This is a genomic window from Psychrobacillus insolitus (assembly GCF_003254155.1).
Taxonomy (GTDB): Bacteria; Bacillota; Bacilli; order Bacillales_A; family Planococcaceae; genus Psychrobacillus; species Psychrobacillus insolitus.
Genome location: NZ_QKZI01000018.1, coordinates 1 through 16,579 on the forward strand (window position 1 = coordinate 1; position 16,579 = coordinate 16,579).

Sequence of the window (16,579 nt, forward strand, 5' to 3'; positions counted from 1 at the left end):
AAGAAGCAAGCTTCTTCATCATTCGCTCGACTTGCATGTATTAGGCATGCCGCCAGCGTTCGTCCTGAGCCAGGATCAAACTCTCCATAATAGTTGAGTATAAAACTCAACAAATTAGAACTAGTTTAAAAGCTCATTTTGTTTTGCTGGCATCATCATTAAATGATGTCAAAAATGTTTTGCTATCGAGCTAACCGAAGTTAGTCAATAAGCTGTATTTCTTAACGTTTTGCATGTTCAGTTTTCAATGTTCATTTTGTCAGCCGTTTTTCTTTATCTCTTGGCGACTTATACAATATTACTCTCTTGGCTTTAATAAGTCAACACATTTCCAAAAGTTTTTTTATACCAATATAGAAATGACTAATACCGACGCTACCCCAGGCACTCCTAATGCTGCTACAACAGTACCTGTAAACAAATTAATTGGTACAAAGAACCCAAAAAAACCTAACAACAAATGTACTCCGAATAACAGAAAGAACGAAAACCCAACACGAAACAGAAAGAATGATAAACCTTCAAAAACCTTTGATAAGGGTTTTTTAGCGATTAAAAGTATTAGAAGCACTAACGAACATACAATGATAACTAACTTCATGAATACATCTCTCCTTCATAAAATAACTATCTATTACTATATGAAGTTAATGCTGCTCTCATACTCACTTTAGTTTGACATTCCTAACCCTTGCTTCTTTATATAGATAGAAATGAATACTTTCAGCAATTTTCCTTTTGGCAACAGCTTCTAAATCATAGTCATTTAAATAGTCTTCTATTAATTGAGCTTGTTGCCAATCTTGTTTGGTTGCTTTAATTAAAGCTATAACCTGTTGATCATATTCTTTTTTTAATTTATCCTTTTGAAAAAACATCTTGCACCATCCCTTTTATAGCTCTCGGCGGCCTTCTAATGCTTTAGATAAAGTTACTTCATCTGCATATTCCAAATCTCCACCAACAGGTAGGCCATGAGCTATTCTTGTCGTCATGATACCGGAAGGCTTTACTAAGCGAGAAATATACATGGCTGTAGCTTCTCCTTCTATTGTAGGGTTTGTTGCAAGTATTAGTTCTTCCACTCGTGTATCTTGTAATCTTTTCAATAAAGTAGGTACATTAATGTCTTCCGGACCGATGCCATCCATTGGTGAAATTGCTCCGTGAAGTACATGATAAAGTCCATTATAATCTCTCATTTTTTCCATTGCGATTACATCTTTTGTATCTTGTACTACACAAATCATCGATAAATCTCGTTGCTTGTCTTGACAAATATGACATGGATCGATATCTGTTATGTGTCCACAAACAGAGCAATAGCTCAAGTTTCTTTTTGCATCTATTAAAGCTTTCGCAAAATTTAGTACTGTGTCTTCATTCATTTTCAATACAAAAAATGCCAGACGAGCCGCGGTTTTCGGCCCGATCCCTGGCAATTTCATAAAACTTTCTATTAACTTCGATATTGGTTCAGGATAGTGCATAATTCTTTCCTCCTATTACATGCCAGGGAGGTTCAACCCTTTCGTGAATTGACCCATCGTGGAGTTAGCAGTATCTTCTGCTTTTTTAATAGCTTCGTTTGTTGCGATTACAATTAAGTCTTGAAGCATTTCTACATCTTCTGGATCTACAACAGATGGATCTAATTCCACTTCTAATACTTCTTTTTGTCCAGAAACAACTACTTTCACCATTCCACCGCCAGCTACCGCTTCAAAACGTTGTGTAGCTAACTCTTCTTGAGCTTCCGCCATTTGCTTTTGCATCTTTTGCATTTGTTTCATCATACCTTGCATATTTCCCATTCCACGCATAATAATTTTCCTCCTTAGTCGTCATGTACTTCTACAAACTCTTTACCAAATAACTTTTCTGCCTCTACAACCAATGGATCTTCAGAAATTTCTTCCACACCTTGTAGTAATTCCATTGCTTCACTAGGTTGAGAAGAATTTTCTGCTGAATCATTCGAGCTTCCTTGCTTCAAACCATTTTGTTGAATAAATTCTTCTCTAATCTTTAACCAATTCTCTTCTGGTACATACACTACTTCATACATTGTTCCAATTAAGCTAGCAATCAGTTGCGGAAAAGAGGAAGAAAATGTTTTGTTCTCCATAGCCATTTGACAATGGATATCATATTTGAATTTTAACACAAATGCACTCGATGATGCTGCAACTGGCTCTGCATCATTTAAAAGTGCAGCATGTGATTTTTGAAGTTGCTGTAAAATATTCGACCATTCGGATTTAATCGCTTGAATATCCGTCTTTGTCGCCGTTTTTAGTATTTCGTGTATTCTACCACTTGATACTTTCACACCACTTTGAGATCTTGTTCTTTGTTTTTTCGGTTGTTCTTGCATCGTGCTATTTCCTGTAGGAAGAATCCCTTGACTTATCTGTTGCTGCAACTGCTGTAACTGGCTTTCAAGTGCTCTTACTTTGTTTTCTAGTTCTGAGTTACTTTCACTAGTTGCTGTCGCTTCTCTTGGTACTTGCGCTAATCGGATTATAGCTGTCTCTAAATATACCTTCGCATGATTAGAAAAACGCATTTCTTGTTGAGTATTCGTTAATATAGAAATACTTTTATATAATGTATCTATCGGAAACTTAGAAGCAAGCTCACGAAAAGCATCATCGCCTGTTGCAATCTCTAATAGCTCTGTTTGATTTGGAGCTACGAGTAAGATAAGTAAGTCGCGGTAGAAGGTGATGAAATCCTCCGTTAAACGAACAGGATCTTTCCCATCCTCTACAAGCTGCTCCACAGAAGAAAGTGCCTTTGCTACATCTTTCTCGATTAAAGCTTCTGCTAATTGGAAGAATACATCTTGACCAATTGAACCTGTCACAAGAAGAGCATCTTCAATTGTCATTTTCTCTCCACTAAATGACACTACTTGATCCAACATACTTAAAGCGTCTCGCATACCACCTGCTGCGGTCTGAGCAATAACTTTCAATACATCTTCATCGTATTCAATTCCTGCATCTGTTAAAATATCCTTCATTCTTAATACGATATCTGCTGAAGTGATTCGTTTAAAATCAAATCGTTGGCACCTGGATATAATCGTTAGAGGTATTTTATGTGGCTCCGTTGTTGCTAAGATAAATACAACATGGGCAGGTGGTTCTTCTAATGTTTTTAGTAAAGCATTAAAAGCACTTGTAGAAAGCATATGCACTTCATCGATAATATACACTTTGTAACGAGCATTTGATGGTGCAAATCGAACTTTCTCAATAACTTCTCGCATTTCTTCTACACGAGAGTTAGAAGCTGCATCAAACTCAATCACATCTGTATTGCTACCCTCTGTAATACTCTTACATGTTTCACATGTGTTGCAAGGCTCTTTCGTTGGGCCATTTTCGCAGTTTAACGCTTTCGCGAATATTTTCGCTGCACTCGTTTTCCCTGTTCCCCTTGGACCTGAAAATAAATACGCATGTGTGGTTTTATGATAAAGGAGGGCATTTTGAAGAGTTTGCTTGATATGAGTTTGGCCAGACATTTCTGCAAATGATTGCGGTCGATATACCCGGTAAAAAGCTTGGTACGACAACATATCCCCTCCTTTTCTTTTTATATTTTACAATGCTTTTATTATAACATAAAAGAAAAACTCATTCGCCTATTAGACAAATGAGTTTAGATTTTTAATTTAATGCCGTGCACCTTCCTTCGCTTGAATCACATAAGCGGCACCTTTGTCGTTAACTCAGTTTAGGCTACCTCGCGGCACATAGGAAGCACCACTTAATGCTGCTTCCTTCCGGACCTGACATGGTTCATGGGTTCCCATTGCGCAAGACCCAAACGTCAACATCACGTGCAAATACCAGACCCTACATGAATTCAACCTCAGAGAAGGAGTTCAGTCTCGCTAGAGCGGATTGCGAGTTACAAGACACCGCTACCTTCCCACATAGCACGGCATTAATAAGTATACTTTTTTTTTGGATAAAAATCAATGGATATGAGTAATTAAGTTTTTCTACTATCACCATCCCTTTCATATCAGCACTTTATATAAATGTTAATATTCCCTATTGAAAAAAACCGAGGAAATCTGTTGACTTTGCTTTTTAATCATGATAAATTTGTTCTTGTACTTCGGAGGAATACCCAAGTTCGGCTGAAGGGATCGGTCTTGAAAACCGACAGGCGGGTAAGACCGCGCGGGGGTTCGAATCCCTCTTCCTCCTCCATTTTCAAATAAAACATACATATTATGAAGGTAACTATTATAGTTACCTTCTTTTTTTATGTTCTTTGTCAAATGACGTTGGTGAAGAATTTTAGTCGGTTGTATTATTGTTTTTTTGTCTAGTCTTGTTTTCTATATCTATTTGAACTTATGTTTCCAATATTCACTTTGCTGATTTTCGTTACGAGCGGCGACTCCAGTGGGATTAGCGTGACAGGTGAGACCCCACAGGAGCGCGGTTTTCGCGACGAGGAGGCTCACCGCACGCCCCACGGAAAGCGTCCGCTCGTAACGAAAATCAGCGTGGATCAAGACAGGAATTTTTTAGTTTCATAAATATTGATAAAAGAACGCTCCTGCAATTTAGCAGGAGCGTTCTTTCATCTACGTAAATTTGAAGTTTGTTCCATGAAATGACCGACTCTTTCAAGAACCGCTTCCACATCATCTGGGTTCTTCAAGATATCATAATCATTAATATTCAAACGAAGCACTGGACACCCATTAAAAGAATCTATCCAACGTTCATAGCGTCCATGCATTTCTTCCCAATAAGATATTGGCGTTTGTTGTTCCATCGGACGCCCTCTATCATGAATTCGGTCAATGATATCATCCATAGATCCTTCTAAATAAATTAATAAATTTGGATGTGGAAAATATGGTGTCATAACCATTGCCTCAAAAAGACTTGTATATGTTTCATGGTCCACGGGATCCATCGTACCTTTTTCTTTATGCATTTGTGCAAAAATCCCTGTATCTTCATAAATGGAACGGTCTTGAATAAACCCTCCACCATATTCAAACATTCTTTTTTGTTCTTTAAAACGCTCTGCTAAAAAGTAAATTTGTAAATGAAAACTCCATTTTGAAAAATTTTCATAAAAACGATCTAAGTATGGATTAGTATCTACATTTTCAAAAGACGTTTTAAAACGAAGTGCATCAGCAAGCGCTTTTGTCATTGTAGATTTCCCTACACCAACTGTTCCAGCAATTGTAATAACAGCATTAGGAGGAATGCCATACTTCTCTCTTAAATTCATACTTCAAAACTCCTTCTATGCAATGTTGCATCCACTTTTTCTAGTATTGTTCGTAAATCTTGGCTATTTTTTACAAAGTCTATTTCATCCCCACTAAATCGAAGTACTGGTACTTCAGGATGTCTCTTCTCAAAGTCATCGATAAACAGACGATAATCAGATGAGAGTTGCTCCAAATAGTCTGAGCTTATCTTTTTCTCAAAATCTCGCCCCCGTATATCAATACGGTCAACGAGTACATCTAAACTAGCATCTAAAAAAATTACCATATTTGGAACGGGCATACCATTCGTTAAAATTTGATAGATTGCTTCATACTTTTCATATTCTACTTCACTTAGTGTACGTTTAGCGAAAATTAGATTTTTGAAAATATGATAATCTGCTGTAACTGCTGTATTTTTCGATAAATACTTTTTATCAATATCACTTAATTGTTTATATCGATTGCAGAGAAAAAACATTTCTGTTTGGAAACTCCACTCTGCGATATCATCATAAAACTTATTTAAAAATGGATTTTCATCCACAATCTCTTTTAATAATTGAAATTGATACTTATCTGCAATTGCTTTGGCTAAGGAAGTTTTCCCAACCCCTATTGGACCTTCTACTGTTATAAATGGAATGGACATTGCTTTACCCTCACTCTACTAATTCAAGACGTATCGTCTATTTTATCATAGCAAGAAGTTGAAAAATAGAGCAAATGCACCTTTCGAATAAGAAAGGTGCATTTGCTCTATTTCTTCTTCACACGGAACATCTCGTTTAGTAAATACCAATTTTGCGGGAAGTCAAATCCACTATGCCAATAAGATATTCCGCTCAACTGTAATTCCTTTAATAAGTTAAATTTAGCTTCAATCGACCGTGCGTCTTCAAACCATACTTCATGTTCCACTCCGTCTCTCCAATAACGAAAATAAGGAGCCTGCGCAATAGTATCATACAAAATAGCAGCATTTCGATCAATTGCTAATTTGACTGCTTGCTGTGGGCTTACTGCTTTAGCAGATGGGTTCCCTTGTTCAAACGGCAAAGTCCAATCATATCCATAGAAATTTTGTCCCATCAATATTTTTTTAGGATCAATTTCTGTTATGGCATATTCTAGTACTTTCCTAACTGGTCCAATTGGCGAGATTGCCATTGGAGGTCCACCGCTATAACCCCAGTCATACGTCATAATTACAACAAAATCTACTACTTCTCCAATTGCTTTATAGTCATGTCCTGCATACCATATACCACTTTGACTAGCACTTGTTTTTGGAGCAAGACTAGCCGAAATAGTATATCCTTTTGCATAAGCTTTTAATTCCTTTAAAAAGTTTACATAGTTTTCTCTATCTGCTGCTTGAATATATTCAAAATCAGTATGAATATGTTTAGTACCTCGTTTCTCTGCTTCTGCTACTGCTTGCTCAAATACTTTTTGTTTAACCTCTGCGTCTGTAAATATAGTATGTGCTAGCGTATCATTAAACGCACCATCTTCTATATTAGCTAGTACAATGACGGTTTCAACATTGTGTGTATTAGCGATTTCAGATAAACTTCCCCAGTTCATAGTTGTTAACGACCCATCTCTTTTCACCTCATAAGCAAAAGGCATCATGTACGTTAAAAGTGCAGCATTTTTTTCAACTTGATTTATGACATTTTCAGATGGTATATCTGTATACCACTCTACATATAAATTCGTTTCGATTATTGGCCTTTCAGGACTTGGCGTAGATGGTAATACTATTGCTTGGCCAACTACTAATACATCAGGATCTGGTAATTCATTGATAGAAGCAAGAGTTGCTGTATTAGTACCAAATTGCTTCGCTATCGAAAATAAACTATCCCCTATTTTCACTACATAAATCAATCGCTCACTCCTTCCACATAGGATATGCATTTAGCAAATAAAACATGCTACACTATGCAAAGGGAGTTGAAATATAAATGGACGAGTATTACATGAAATTAGCAATAGAAGAAGCCAATAAAGCGGCTGCCATTGGAGAAGTTCCAATTGGCGCAATCATTGTATATAAAGATGAGGTTATTGCGAGTGCTTATAATTTACGAGAAACAACTAAAAATGCAACGACACATGCCGAACTACTCGCAATTCAAGAAGCCTGTAATAAACTTGAAAACTGGCGATTAGAAGAAACAACACTCTATGTCACATTAGAACCTTGTCCGATGTGTGCTGGAGCAATTTTACAATCGCGTATCCCGCGAGTCGTATATGGCGCGAGAGATGCGAAAGCAGGTTGTGTCGATTCTTTATATCATTTACTGAATGATAGTCGATTTAATCATGAATGCGATGTAACGGAAGGCGTATTAGCAGAAGAATGTGGTAATCTACTCACAGAATTTTTTCGTGATTTAAGAGCAAAAAAAAAGAACCAGAAACGCCAATTATAGCGATTCCGGTTCTTTAAAGTAGCATATTATTTTCGGCACTCAGAAAAATTGACTGAACTGTTTTGTTACTTAATAACTGTTTTTCCACCCATATATGGCACTAGCACTTCTGGTACTACTACTGTACCATCTGGTTGTTGATAATTTTCTAATACAGCAGCAACTGTACGTCCAATCGCTAGAGCACTTCCGTTTATAGTGTGGACATATTCAGGTTTTCCACCAACTTCTCTTCTAAAACGAATTCCTGCACGACGAGCTTGGAAATCCTCAAAATTACTACAAGAAGAAATTTCTTTATACTCTCCATAACTTGGTAACCAAACTTCTAAATCATATTTCTTCGTTGCAGTGAATCCTAAATCAGCGGTACACATATGAAGCACACGATATGGAAGACCTAAAAGTTGAAGTATTTTTTCAGCATGACCTGTCAAAAGTTCTAGCTGTTCATAAGAGTCTTCAGGTTTTACAAAACGAACTAGTTCCACTTTATTAAACTGATGCTGACGGATAAGTCCTCGTGTATCACGACCTGCAGATCCAGCTTCAGAACGGAAAGAAGCACTGTATGCATTGAATGCTTGTGGAAGATCTGCTCCATCTAAAATCTCATCACGATAGAAATTCGTTACTGGAACTTCTGCCGTTGGAATTAAGAAATAATCTTCTTCTCCTATTAAAAATGCATCTTCTTCAAATTTCGGTAGCTGACCTGTTCCAGTTAAACTTGCACGATTCACTAAGTATGGAGGCAGCATTTCTTCATAACCATGCTCTTCAGAATGTAAATCCATCATGAAGTTTAATAATGCACGTTCTAATCGTGCACCCAATCCACGGTAAAAAGCAAAACGACTTCCTGTAACCTTTGCAGCACGTTCAAAATCAACTAATTTTAAATCCGTTGCAATGTCCCAATGGGCTTTTGTTTCAAAATCAAATGATGGAATTTCTCCCCATGTACGGATTTCCACATTATCATCTTCAGAATCACCGATTGGCACACTGTCATGTGGGATATTAGGAATACGCATCATCATATAGTCAAACTTTTCTTCCACATCACGCAATTCGTCGTCTAAAGCTTTAATGTCATCTCCGACTGTACGCATACGCGTAATTATATCATCTGCATTTTCTTTATTTCTTTTCATTTCAGAAATCTTTTGAGAAAACTCATTTCTCTCTGCTTTTAACAATTCCGTTTTAGCTATTAACTCTCTACGTTTTTGATCTAATGGTTCAAATTGATCGAACTCAGAAATATTTTCCCCGCGCTTGGCAAGTTTTGCTTTTACAGTTTCATAATTATCTCGTACAAATTTCACATCTAACATTTGTTATTCCTCCTTAGACAATTTGTATAAACGACAAAAAAAGCCCTCATCCCTAAAAAGGGACGAGAGCATACCCGCGTTGCCACCCTGATTGACTCCACAAAATGTAGAATCCACTTACTTGTTCAATAACGGCTTTTCAACCGGCCGCAACCTACTAATCTTTCAGTTGCGCAACTTAAGGACGGATTCACAAGTGTTTTTATCAGCTTCCACCAACCGCTGACTCTCTAGAAAAAACATACTCGCTACTGCTTCCTATCATCGTTTTTATATCATGAATTTACACATACTTTACTATAGGTTTTTGTGTTTGGCAAGTGATTCCTCAACCATCCCGATAAAGTATTTAGTAATTCGATGATCATCTGTTAGTTCTGGATGGAAGGAACATCCTAGAATATTATCTTCTCTAACCATCACAATTCGTCCCTCATGCGAGGCAAGTATTTCTACTTCTGCTGCGACTTCCACAATATGAGGTGCACGTATAAACACCGCTTGAAAATCTTCTGCTACACCTTTAATAGATAATTTTGTTTCAAAGCTATCTACTTGGCGACCAAAAGAATTTCGCTCCACAGTTGCATCAAGTGAGGCTATATGTGCAGAATCATATGCGACAAGCTTGTTAGCAAGCAGGATTAAGCCTGCGCATGTCCCAAACATTGGCTTTCCTTCTGCTGCAAATGCTTGCAGGGGAGCAAGCATTCTGTTGCGATCAATTAATTTTCGCATTGCAGTACTTTCTCCTCCTGGAAGGATTAAGCCATCTACTTCTGCTAAATCATTTACACTCTTTACAACAACACTTTCTGCACCACTAGCTTCAATCGACCGAATATGTTCAATCACCGCTCCTTGAAGTGCAAGAACTCCTACCTTTACCATTATTACCACCCTCTATCTTGCATACGTTCGCTTGCAGATAAACGAGAAATTTCAATTCCCTTCATTGGAATTCCTAAGTCTTTTGAAATTTCTACAAGTAACTTATAATCTTGGAAATGTGTTGTTGCTTGTACAATTGCACGAGCAAATTTCTCTGGATTCTCTGATTTGAAGATACCTGATCCTACAAATACACCGTCTGCTCCAAGTTCCATCATAAGTGCAGCGTCAGCAGGGGTTGCTACTCCACCTGCTGCGAAGTTTACAACTGGTAATTTACCATTATATTTAATTTGTAATAAAATATCGTAAGGTGCGCCTAAGTTTTTTGCTTCTGTCATTAGCTCATCTTCATTCATATGAACGATTTTACGAACTTGTGCATTTACTTTACGTAAGTGACGAACAGCTTCTACGATATTCCCTGTTCCTGGTTCACCTTTTGTACGAAGCATTGAAGCGCCTTCACCAATACGACGAGCTGCTTCTCCTAAATCTTTACATCCACATACGAATGGAATAGTAAATTCACTTTTACGTAAATGATACTCTTCATCTGCAGGGGTTAAAACTTCTGATTCATCAATATAATCGACACCCATTGCTTCTAAAATTCTAGCCTCTGTAATATGACCAATACGAGCTTTTGCCATTACTGGAATAGTTACTGCTCCCATTACTTCTTCCATGATGCGTGGATCTGCCATGCGTGCAACTCCTCCAGCTGCTCGAATATCTGATGGTACACGTTCAAGAGCCATTACCGCTACTGCTCCAGCTGCTTCTGCGATACGTGCTTGTTCTGCATTGATAACGTCCATAATAACGCCACCTTTTTGCATTTCAGCCATTCCTCGTTTTACTCGATCTGTACCTGTAAGATTATTTGTCATTATTATTTCCCCCCATATAGTTATGAGATTTAGTATAATAAAATATGACCATTTGAAAAGTGCCAGAAAAGAATAATATGAAGTGGTCAGAAAGGCGGAGGCAAATGGACTTTCTCATGGTTCAACTGAATAAAGACTCAAAAATCCCTCTATACGAACAACTTTATAAGGGAATTAAAGATGCAATTATAAATGGAACTATAGAAGAAGGATCGAAACTTCCTTCCAAAAAAAAGTTAGAAGATTATTTAGCAATTAGCCAAACGACGATTGAATTTGCATATAGTCAGCTAGTTGCAGAAGGATTCATTTCCTCCGAACCAAGAAAAGGCTACTTTGTTCATAATTTAGAAGAACTAGCTCTCATAGAACAACCAACTCCACTGGTACTTCAAGAAGAAAGTGAAATAGATTCCTATTCAATTGATTTTTCGCCAGGTAAAATTGATACCGAATCTTTTCCTTTTAAAGTTTGGAGAAAATATGCGAAAGAAGTTATTAGTGAAGGAAACAAAGACTTTCTCCTTCTTGGACATCCGCAAGGAGATTATATTTTAAGGGAACAAATCGCCTCTTATTTATACCAATCTAGAGGTGTAAAATGTACTCCTGAACAAATAATTTTAGGATCAGGAACTGAGCAAATCATGCCCTTGGTTATCCGTTTACTTGGTAGAGATGCAATATATGGAATTGAAAACCCTGGGTACCCACTTACCCATCACTTATTAGAAGATGATCAAAAATCTGTACCTATCCCTATCGATGAAGATGGCGTAATTGTTTCAAAACTGGAACAAACAAATGCAACCGTTATGTACGTAACGCCATCTCATCAGTTCCCTACAGGAGCTGTTCTCTCAGCTACTAGAAGAAATCAACTGTTACATTGGGCGTATCAACAAAGTAATCGCTATATTATTGAGGATGATTACGATAGTGAATTTAGATATACTGGAAAACCAATTCCTGCTTTACAAGGAATTGACCAAAATCAGCGTGTCATTTATTTAAGTACCTTTTCAAAATCTTTAATGCCTTCACTACGAATTGCTTATGCAGTGTTACCTAAATCACTAATTGCACAATATAAAAAAAAGTATTCCTATTACGCAGCAACTGTTCCACGTATGGATCAGCATTTACTGGCAAGGTTTATGGAAGATGGTTCCTTTGCTAAACATTTAAATAAAATGCGTAAAATTTATAAAAGAAAGCTTGAAATTATTACGAAAACGATAGCTGAGTATGAGCCAATCGTTACGATATCAGGTGAACAAGCTGGCATGCATCTTTTATTAACAATAAGTACCTCTAAATCAGAAGATGAGCTTGTACTGCTCGCAAAACAGGCTGGCATCCGCGTATATGGCCTTCAAGAATATGTAACAGGAGAACTGGATATAGCTACATATCCTAAAATTGTTTTGGGATTTGGAGGAATCGAAGTGGAAATCATAAACGATGCCATCACTAGTCTCATAAATGCTTGGGATATAACAAAAAACACCGCGGACTCTATATGAGCCCCGGTGTTTTCGCTACTAAAATAATCCTCCAATAAAATCAGTTGTACTATCCCATAAACTACCGAAAAAATTGCCGATTGCTTGGAACATTAAACTAAACCAACTAGAACGTTCTACCGCTTCTGTTGTCACAACATCTACTTCTGCTGCTTGATCTACAACATATCCATAATCGGTTCCTTCTGTTTTCTCTACACGAATTTTACCTACTACAGTCCCTTTTTTCACTTCTGCTTCTAAAGTTTCCTTATCAGCGGTGAATATAGGCTTGTACAATTTTTTTTCACTCGATTTAATGATCATAGAAACCGGATTTTTTACTGCAATTGCTACAGTATCTTCTTTCCCTTTTTCAACAGTCAAGGTTTCATTCTCAGGAATTGTGTATCCCGCTGGTACTAATTCTACGTTTGTAAATTGTGCAAAACCATAGTCTAATAGCGCTCGTGTTGCATCAAATCTAGCCTTATATGATCCGACACCCTTAGAATCTACCGCTTTCATAACAACGGAAATTACTCGCATCCCATTCTTTTCGGCTGTTGCAGTAAAAGAATGACCCGCAAAATCCGTCGTACCAGTTTTTAATCCATCTACGCCTGCGTATTCATATACTAACCCTGGTAACATCCAATTCCAGTTACTCATTTCAATAGCATCATCTGTTCCTTCACGGAAAGTTTTTTTAGCTATCTTTGTTGTATCTAATACTTCTGGATAGTCCTTCATTAAATAATATGCTAATGTTGCCACAGATTCAGCAGGCATAACATTTTCATCAGTGGTACCCGTACTAGCAGGATGCATCCCAAGTAAATCTTCATTATTTAAACCAGTAGAATTGACAATCTTATAATCCTTCAAACCCATTTCTTCTGCTTTTTCGTTCATTAGTTTCACAAAGTTTTCTTCTGTTCCAGCAATTGTTTCTGCAATTCCAATAGTTGCAGCATTTGCAGAATATATAGCCATTGCTTCATAAAGTTCTTTAATCGAATAACTGCCATCTTGTCGAAGTGGAACATTACTTAATAAACGATTTTGAGAAACTCTATATGTATAATCAGTTACTGAGTATTGTTGATCCCAAGTAATTTTGCCGTCTTCAATCGCCTCAAAAAGCAAATACTCCGTCAACATTTTAGTCATACTTGCAATACCTAATGCTTTATCTGCATTTTGTTCATACAAAATTTTCCCTGTCTCTGCATCTATCAAGATTGCAGCATCGACATTTAAATTTAAACTTTCCTCCGCTTTTGTAGCAGTTGGCATAGTAAATACAACTGAAACAAGGAACATCGGAAGTACTAGCCATTTTATCATTGATGTCATGTTAACTTTCTTCACTACCGTACCTCCATTTTTAGTCTTAATCAATGCTTATTTTAACATATTTTATCACCTGGGTGACTATTACATTAAAAAAGCACCCATTCGACCTAGATAAAGACGTCGAATGGGTGCTAAAGTTTCTACTATATGAGTAAATTAAGAAATTGAATAGTTTGGAGCTTCTTTCGTGATTTGCACATCATGTGGATGACTTTCACGTAATCCCGCACCCGTCATTCGAATGAACTGTGAATTTTCACGAAGATCTTGTAAACTTCCTGTTCCACAATAACCCATCCCTGCACGAACGCCACCTAATAATTGGTGAATTGTCTCAGAAAGTGGACCTTTGAATGGAAGACGACCTTCAATTCCTTCTGGTACTAATTTCTTTGCATCTTCTTGGAAATAACGATCTTTTGAACCCTGTTCCATTGCTGAAATGGAACCCATTCCACGGTATACCTTAAACTGTCTACCTTGGAAAATTTCAGTTTCTCCTGGGCTTTCAGTGGTACCTGCAAGTAAACTTCCTAACATTACTACATGTCCACCTGCTGCTAGAGCCTTCACAATGTCTCCAGAGTACTTAATTCCTCCATCAGCAATTACAGTCTTACCAACTTTACGTGCTTCCGTTGCACAGTCATAAATAGCTGTAATCTGTGGAACTCCAACTCCTGCTACAACACGAGTTGTACAAATAGAACCAGGACCAATACCAACTTTTACTACATCTGCACCTGCTTCAAATAGAGCCCTAGTTGCTTCACCAGTAGCAACGTTCCCTGCAATAATATCTAAATCAGGGAATGCTGTTCGAATCTCCTTAACAGTATTAAGAACACCTTGAGAATGTCCATGTGCAGTATCAATGACAATAACATCGACATGTGCATTTACAAGCTTTTCTACTCGTAACATTGTATCTTTAGTGACACCAATAGCAGCACCAACAAGTAAGCGGCCATGATCGTCTTTTGCAGCATTAGGAAATTCAATAACCTTTTCAATATCTTTAATTGTAATTAAACCTTTGAGAATTCCATTTTCATCTACGATTGGTAATTTTTCTATTTTATATTGTTGTAAAATTTTCTCTGCATCTTCAAGTGTAGTACCAACAGCTGCAGTTACTAATTTTTCTTTTGTCATAACTTCATCAATTGTTAATGAGTAATCTTGAATAAAACGTAAATCACGGTTAGTAATAATACCTACTAATTTTTGTTCTTCTTCATTATTTACAATTGGAACACCTGAGATTCTATATTTCCCCATCAAATGCTCTGCATCATATACTTGATGAGTCGGAGTTAAGAAGAATGGATCTGTAATAACACCGTTTTCAGAACGTTTAACTGTTTCAACTAGCTCAGCCTGTTCTACTATAGACATATTCTTGTGAATGATTCCTAGACCACCTTGACGAGCCATAGCAATAGCCATTTTCGCTTCTGTAACTGTATCCATACCAGCACTGATAACAGGAATATTTAATTTAATTTTTGAAGTTAGCTGTACAGAAAGATCTATATCCTTTGGTAATACTTCTGAGTGAGCTGGAACTAGTAAAACATCATCGAAAGTTAAACCTTCTTTTTGAAATTTAGATTCCCACATTACTTTAATTTCCTCCTTCTATAAATAAATATTATTACAAGGTTATCAGCGCTCACGCAAGGTGTCAAGAAACTAATAATAATACAACTATTCGGATTTTTCGGTTAAATAAGTTTACTAATTATTACTTCCAATTTCATAGAGATTATATTGTTAGTTATCGTTTTATTTTTGCTAGCTAATATTCTATAAAAGTAGATTTTATATATGTGCTGTCTATGTATATGCCGTCATATTTACAGTCTATTGTGTAGATTTTGAAGAATATTTTTTCTCACTTTGCTATATTTTTGCAATTTTACACACTATTAATATGTAAATTTTGATTCTTTTTATAAAAAAAGCAGTTAATATTATCTTTTATTTTTTAAAAATAAGAAAACCGTTAAAGAAATTCTTTTTCCACATGGACGTTTCCAGTTCGCTCAGAATACAAAACAAAATCCAACCATGCTTTCTTGTTTTAGGCTCAAATGCTCTGAGAGTTTATGGCTAAAACAAGTAAGCAGCCCCTCAAACGAACCTGCCAAAAAAATATTCACCAACATCAAAAATACGCAAAACTCACATACGACATATTTTAAAGTAAGTGCAAAAATAGGAGAAATGTCTCGTTTGGCACTTATTTTCGGATAAGTCGTATAGTCATTTTTCCATATTTAAGAAATCGTGATTAATAAAATACAGTAAAATATTAAACGTGTAGAAATGATAGGTGCCAATCTGATTAGTTGGTTGGGTTCTATAGACGCGTCGAGGAGTCAGCTACAAGCCTACGGGGCATCTAAGTGTGATACAAGGACAGGATGCAGTTTCATTTTGAATTTGTAGAGATACTCCTAGACAATGTCTTATTTTTTCTAGTAACTTATATACATACTGCGTTTGAAGTCGATTAGTAGTACTTTGATTTCCACCCGGTAAGATGATATTATTTTCTATACAAAAAAGGTTGTTACCGATTTCTCAGTAACAACCTTTTTATAGTGCCTAGCGACGTCCTACTCTCACAGGGGGAAACCCCCAACTACCATCGGCGCTGAAGAGCTTAACTTCCGTGTTCGGGATGGGAACGGGTGTGGCCTCTTCGCCATCGTCACTAGACTTCTTCGGCTTCCAATACACTGCGCATTGAAACCCTCATATATAGAGTGCTTGTTCACTCAAAACTGGATAAAAGACATTGATTTTACGTATTCATTATTTGGTTAAGTCCTCGATCGATTAGTATTCGTCAGCTGCACGTGTCGCCACGCTT

Annotated in this window: 15 protein-coding genes, 1 tRNA gene, 2 rRNA genes, 1 other RNA gene and 1 other annotated feature; of the genes, 3 read left to right on the top strand and 16 right to left on the bottom strand. The window is 36.9% G+C overall.

The genetic code is table 11. From position 1 onward, the window contains the following. From C7437_RS16315 to ffs, 7 genes are all read right to left on the bottom strand, one after another. Window positions 1–91: ribosomal RNA gene (locus C7437_RS16315) — 16S ribosomal RNA — on the bottom strand; the annotation flags it as partial. 252 nt (window positions 92–343) lie between these two features. Beyond that, complete coding sequence (locus tag C7437_RS16320; RefSeq protein ID WP_111441057.1) at window positions 344–601, bottom strand: pro-sigmaK processing inhibitor BofA family protein; 258 nt, start codon at window positions 599–601, stop codon at window positions 344–346. A 64-nt stretch (window positions 602–665) separates the two neighbouring features. Beyond that, window positions 666–878, bottom strand: coding sequence for a YaaL family protein (locus C7437_RS16325; RefSeq protein WP_111441058.1), 213 nt, complete (start codon window positions 876–878; stop codon window positions 666–668). A 15-nt stretch (window positions 879–893) separates the two neighbouring features. Further along, window positions 894–1,490: a recombination mediator RecR gene (recR, locus tag C7437_RS16330; protein WP_111441059.1), complete on the bottom strand. Its 597-nt coding sequence runs from the start codon at window positions 1,488–1,490 to the stop codon at window positions 894–896. A 15-nt stretch (window positions 1,491–1,505) separates the two neighbouring features. Continuing rightward, window positions 1,506–1,823, bottom strand: a complete 318-nt coding sequence (locus tag C7437_RS16335) for a YbaB/EbfC family nucleoid-associated protein (RefSeq protein WP_111441060.1) — start codon at window positions 1,821–1,823, stop codon at window positions 1,506–1,508. A 14-nt stretch (window positions 1,824–1,837) separates the two neighbouring features. Further along, entirely contained in the window at window positions 1,838–3,586 is a 1,749-nt protein-coding gene (gene dnaX, locus C7437_RS16340; protein ID WP_111441061.1) for a DNA polymerase III subunit gamma/tau, read from the bottom strand. A gap of 105 nt (window positions 3,587–3,691) precedes the next feature. After that, window positions 3,692–3,958: signal recognition particle sRNA large type (gene ffs / locus C7437_RS16345), an RNA gene on the bottom strand. A gap of 181 nt (window positions 3,959–4,139) precedes the next feature. On the opposite strand from ffs, the gene C7437_RS16350 reads away from it, so the two are divergent. Next, window positions 4,140–4,232: transfer RNA gene (locus tag C7437_RS16350), tRNA-Ser, on the top strand. 379 nt (window positions 4,233–4,611) lie between these two features. On the opposite strand, the gene C7437_RS16355 is transcribed toward C7437_RS16350, so the two are convergent. The 3 genes from C7437_RS16355 to C7437_RS16365 all read right to left on the bottom strand — a co-directional run bounded on the left by C7437_RS16355 (window position 4,612) and on the right by C7437_RS16365 (window position 7,159). Continuing rightward, window positions 4,612–5,280 carry a deoxynucleoside kinase gene (locus C7437_RS16355; RefSeq protein WP_111441062.1) on the bottom strand — a complete coding sequence of 223 codons (669 nt, stop codon included), beginning with the start codon at window positions 5,278–5,280 and terminating at the stop codon, window positions 4,612–4,614. Next, on the bottom strand, window positions 5,277–5,915 hold the full coding sequence (locus C7437_RS16360) for a deoxynucleoside kinase (protein ID WP_111441063.1): 639 nt from the start codon (window positions 5,913–5,915) through the stop codon (window positions 5,277–5,279). Before C7437_RS16360 ends, C7437_RS16355 begins: the two co-directional genes overlap by 4 nt. A gap of 107 nt (window positions 5,916–6,022) precedes the next feature. Continuing rightward, a complete protein-coding gene (locus C7437_RS16365; RefSeq protein ID WP_111441064.1) occupies window positions 6,023–7,159 on the bottom strand; it encodes a glycosyl hydrolase family 18 protein in 1,137 nt (378 codons plus the stop codon). 77 nt (window positions 7,160–7,236) lie between these two features. On the opposite strand from C7437_RS16365, the gene tadA reads away from it, so the two are divergent. Further along, a complete protein-coding gene (gene tadA, locus C7437_RS16370) occupies window positions 7,237–7,710 on the top strand; it encodes a tRNA adenosine(34) deaminase TadA (RefSeq protein WP_111441065.1) in 474 nt (157 codons plus the stop codon). Between the two features lie 65 nt (window positions 7,711–7,775). On the opposite strand, the gene serS is transcribed toward tadA, so the two are convergent. From serS to pdxS, 3 genes are all read right to left on the bottom strand, one after another. Continuing rightward, on the bottom strand, window positions 7,776–9,050 hold the full coding sequence (gene serS / locus C7437_RS16375; RefSeq protein ID WP_111441066.1) for a serine--tRNA ligase: 1,275 nt from the start codon (window positions 9,048–9,050) through the stop codon (window positions 7,776–7,778). Window positions 9,051–9,105: 55 nt separating this feature from the next. Continuing rightward, window positions 9,106–9,324, bottom strand: a binding site (T-box leader). 23 nt (window positions 9,325–9,347) lie between these two features. Further along, window positions 9,348–9,941 carry a pyridoxal 5'-phosphate synthase glutaminase subunit PdxT gene (pdxT, locus tag C7437_RS16380; RefSeq protein ID WP_111441067.1) on the bottom strand — a complete coding sequence of 198 codons (594 nt, stop codon included), beginning with the start codon at window positions 9,939–9,941 and terminating at the stop codon, window positions 9,348–9,350. Between the two features lie 2 nt (window positions 9,942–9,943). Then, complete coding sequence (pdxS, locus tag C7437_RS16385; protein ID WP_111441068.1) at window positions 9,944–10,834, bottom strand: pyridoxal 5'-phosphate synthase lyase subunit PdxS; 891 nt, start codon at window positions 10,832–10,834, stop codon at window positions 9,944–9,946. A 104-nt stretch (window positions 10,835–10,938) separates the two neighbouring features. Here pdxS and pdxR point away from each other — a divergent pair, with 104 nt between their 5' ends. After that, window positions 10,939–12,360 carry a MocR-like pyridoxine biosynthesis transcription factor PdxR gene (pdxR, locus tag C7437_RS16390; RefSeq protein ID WP_111441069.1) on the top strand — a complete coding sequence of 474 codons (1,422 nt, stop codon included), beginning with the start codon at window positions 10,939–10,941 and terminating at the stop codon, window positions 12,358–12,360. Between the two features lie 18 nt (window positions 12,361–12,378). Here the strand turns inward: pdxR and C7437_RS16395 are convergent, their stop codons facing one another. From C7437_RS16395 to rrf, 3 genes are all read right to left on the bottom strand, one after another. Continuing rightward, window positions 12,379–13,713, bottom strand: a complete 1,335-nt coding sequence (locus C7437_RS16395; RefSeq protein ID WP_111441070.1) for a serine hydrolase — start codon at window positions 13,711–13,713, stop codon at window positions 12,379–12,381. 141 nt (window positions 13,714–13,854) lie between these two features. Next, window positions 13,855–15,321, bottom strand: a complete 1,467-nt coding sequence (gene guaB, locus C7437_RS16400) for an IMP dehydrogenase (protein WP_111441071.1) — start codon at window positions 15,319–15,321, stop codon at window positions 13,855–13,857. 988 nt (window positions 15,322–16,309) lie between these two features. Continuing rightward, window positions 16,310–16,425: ribosomal RNA gene (rrf, locus tag C7437_RS16405) — 5S ribosomal RNA — on the bottom strand. Window positions 16,426–16,579: the final 154 nt, after the last annotated feature.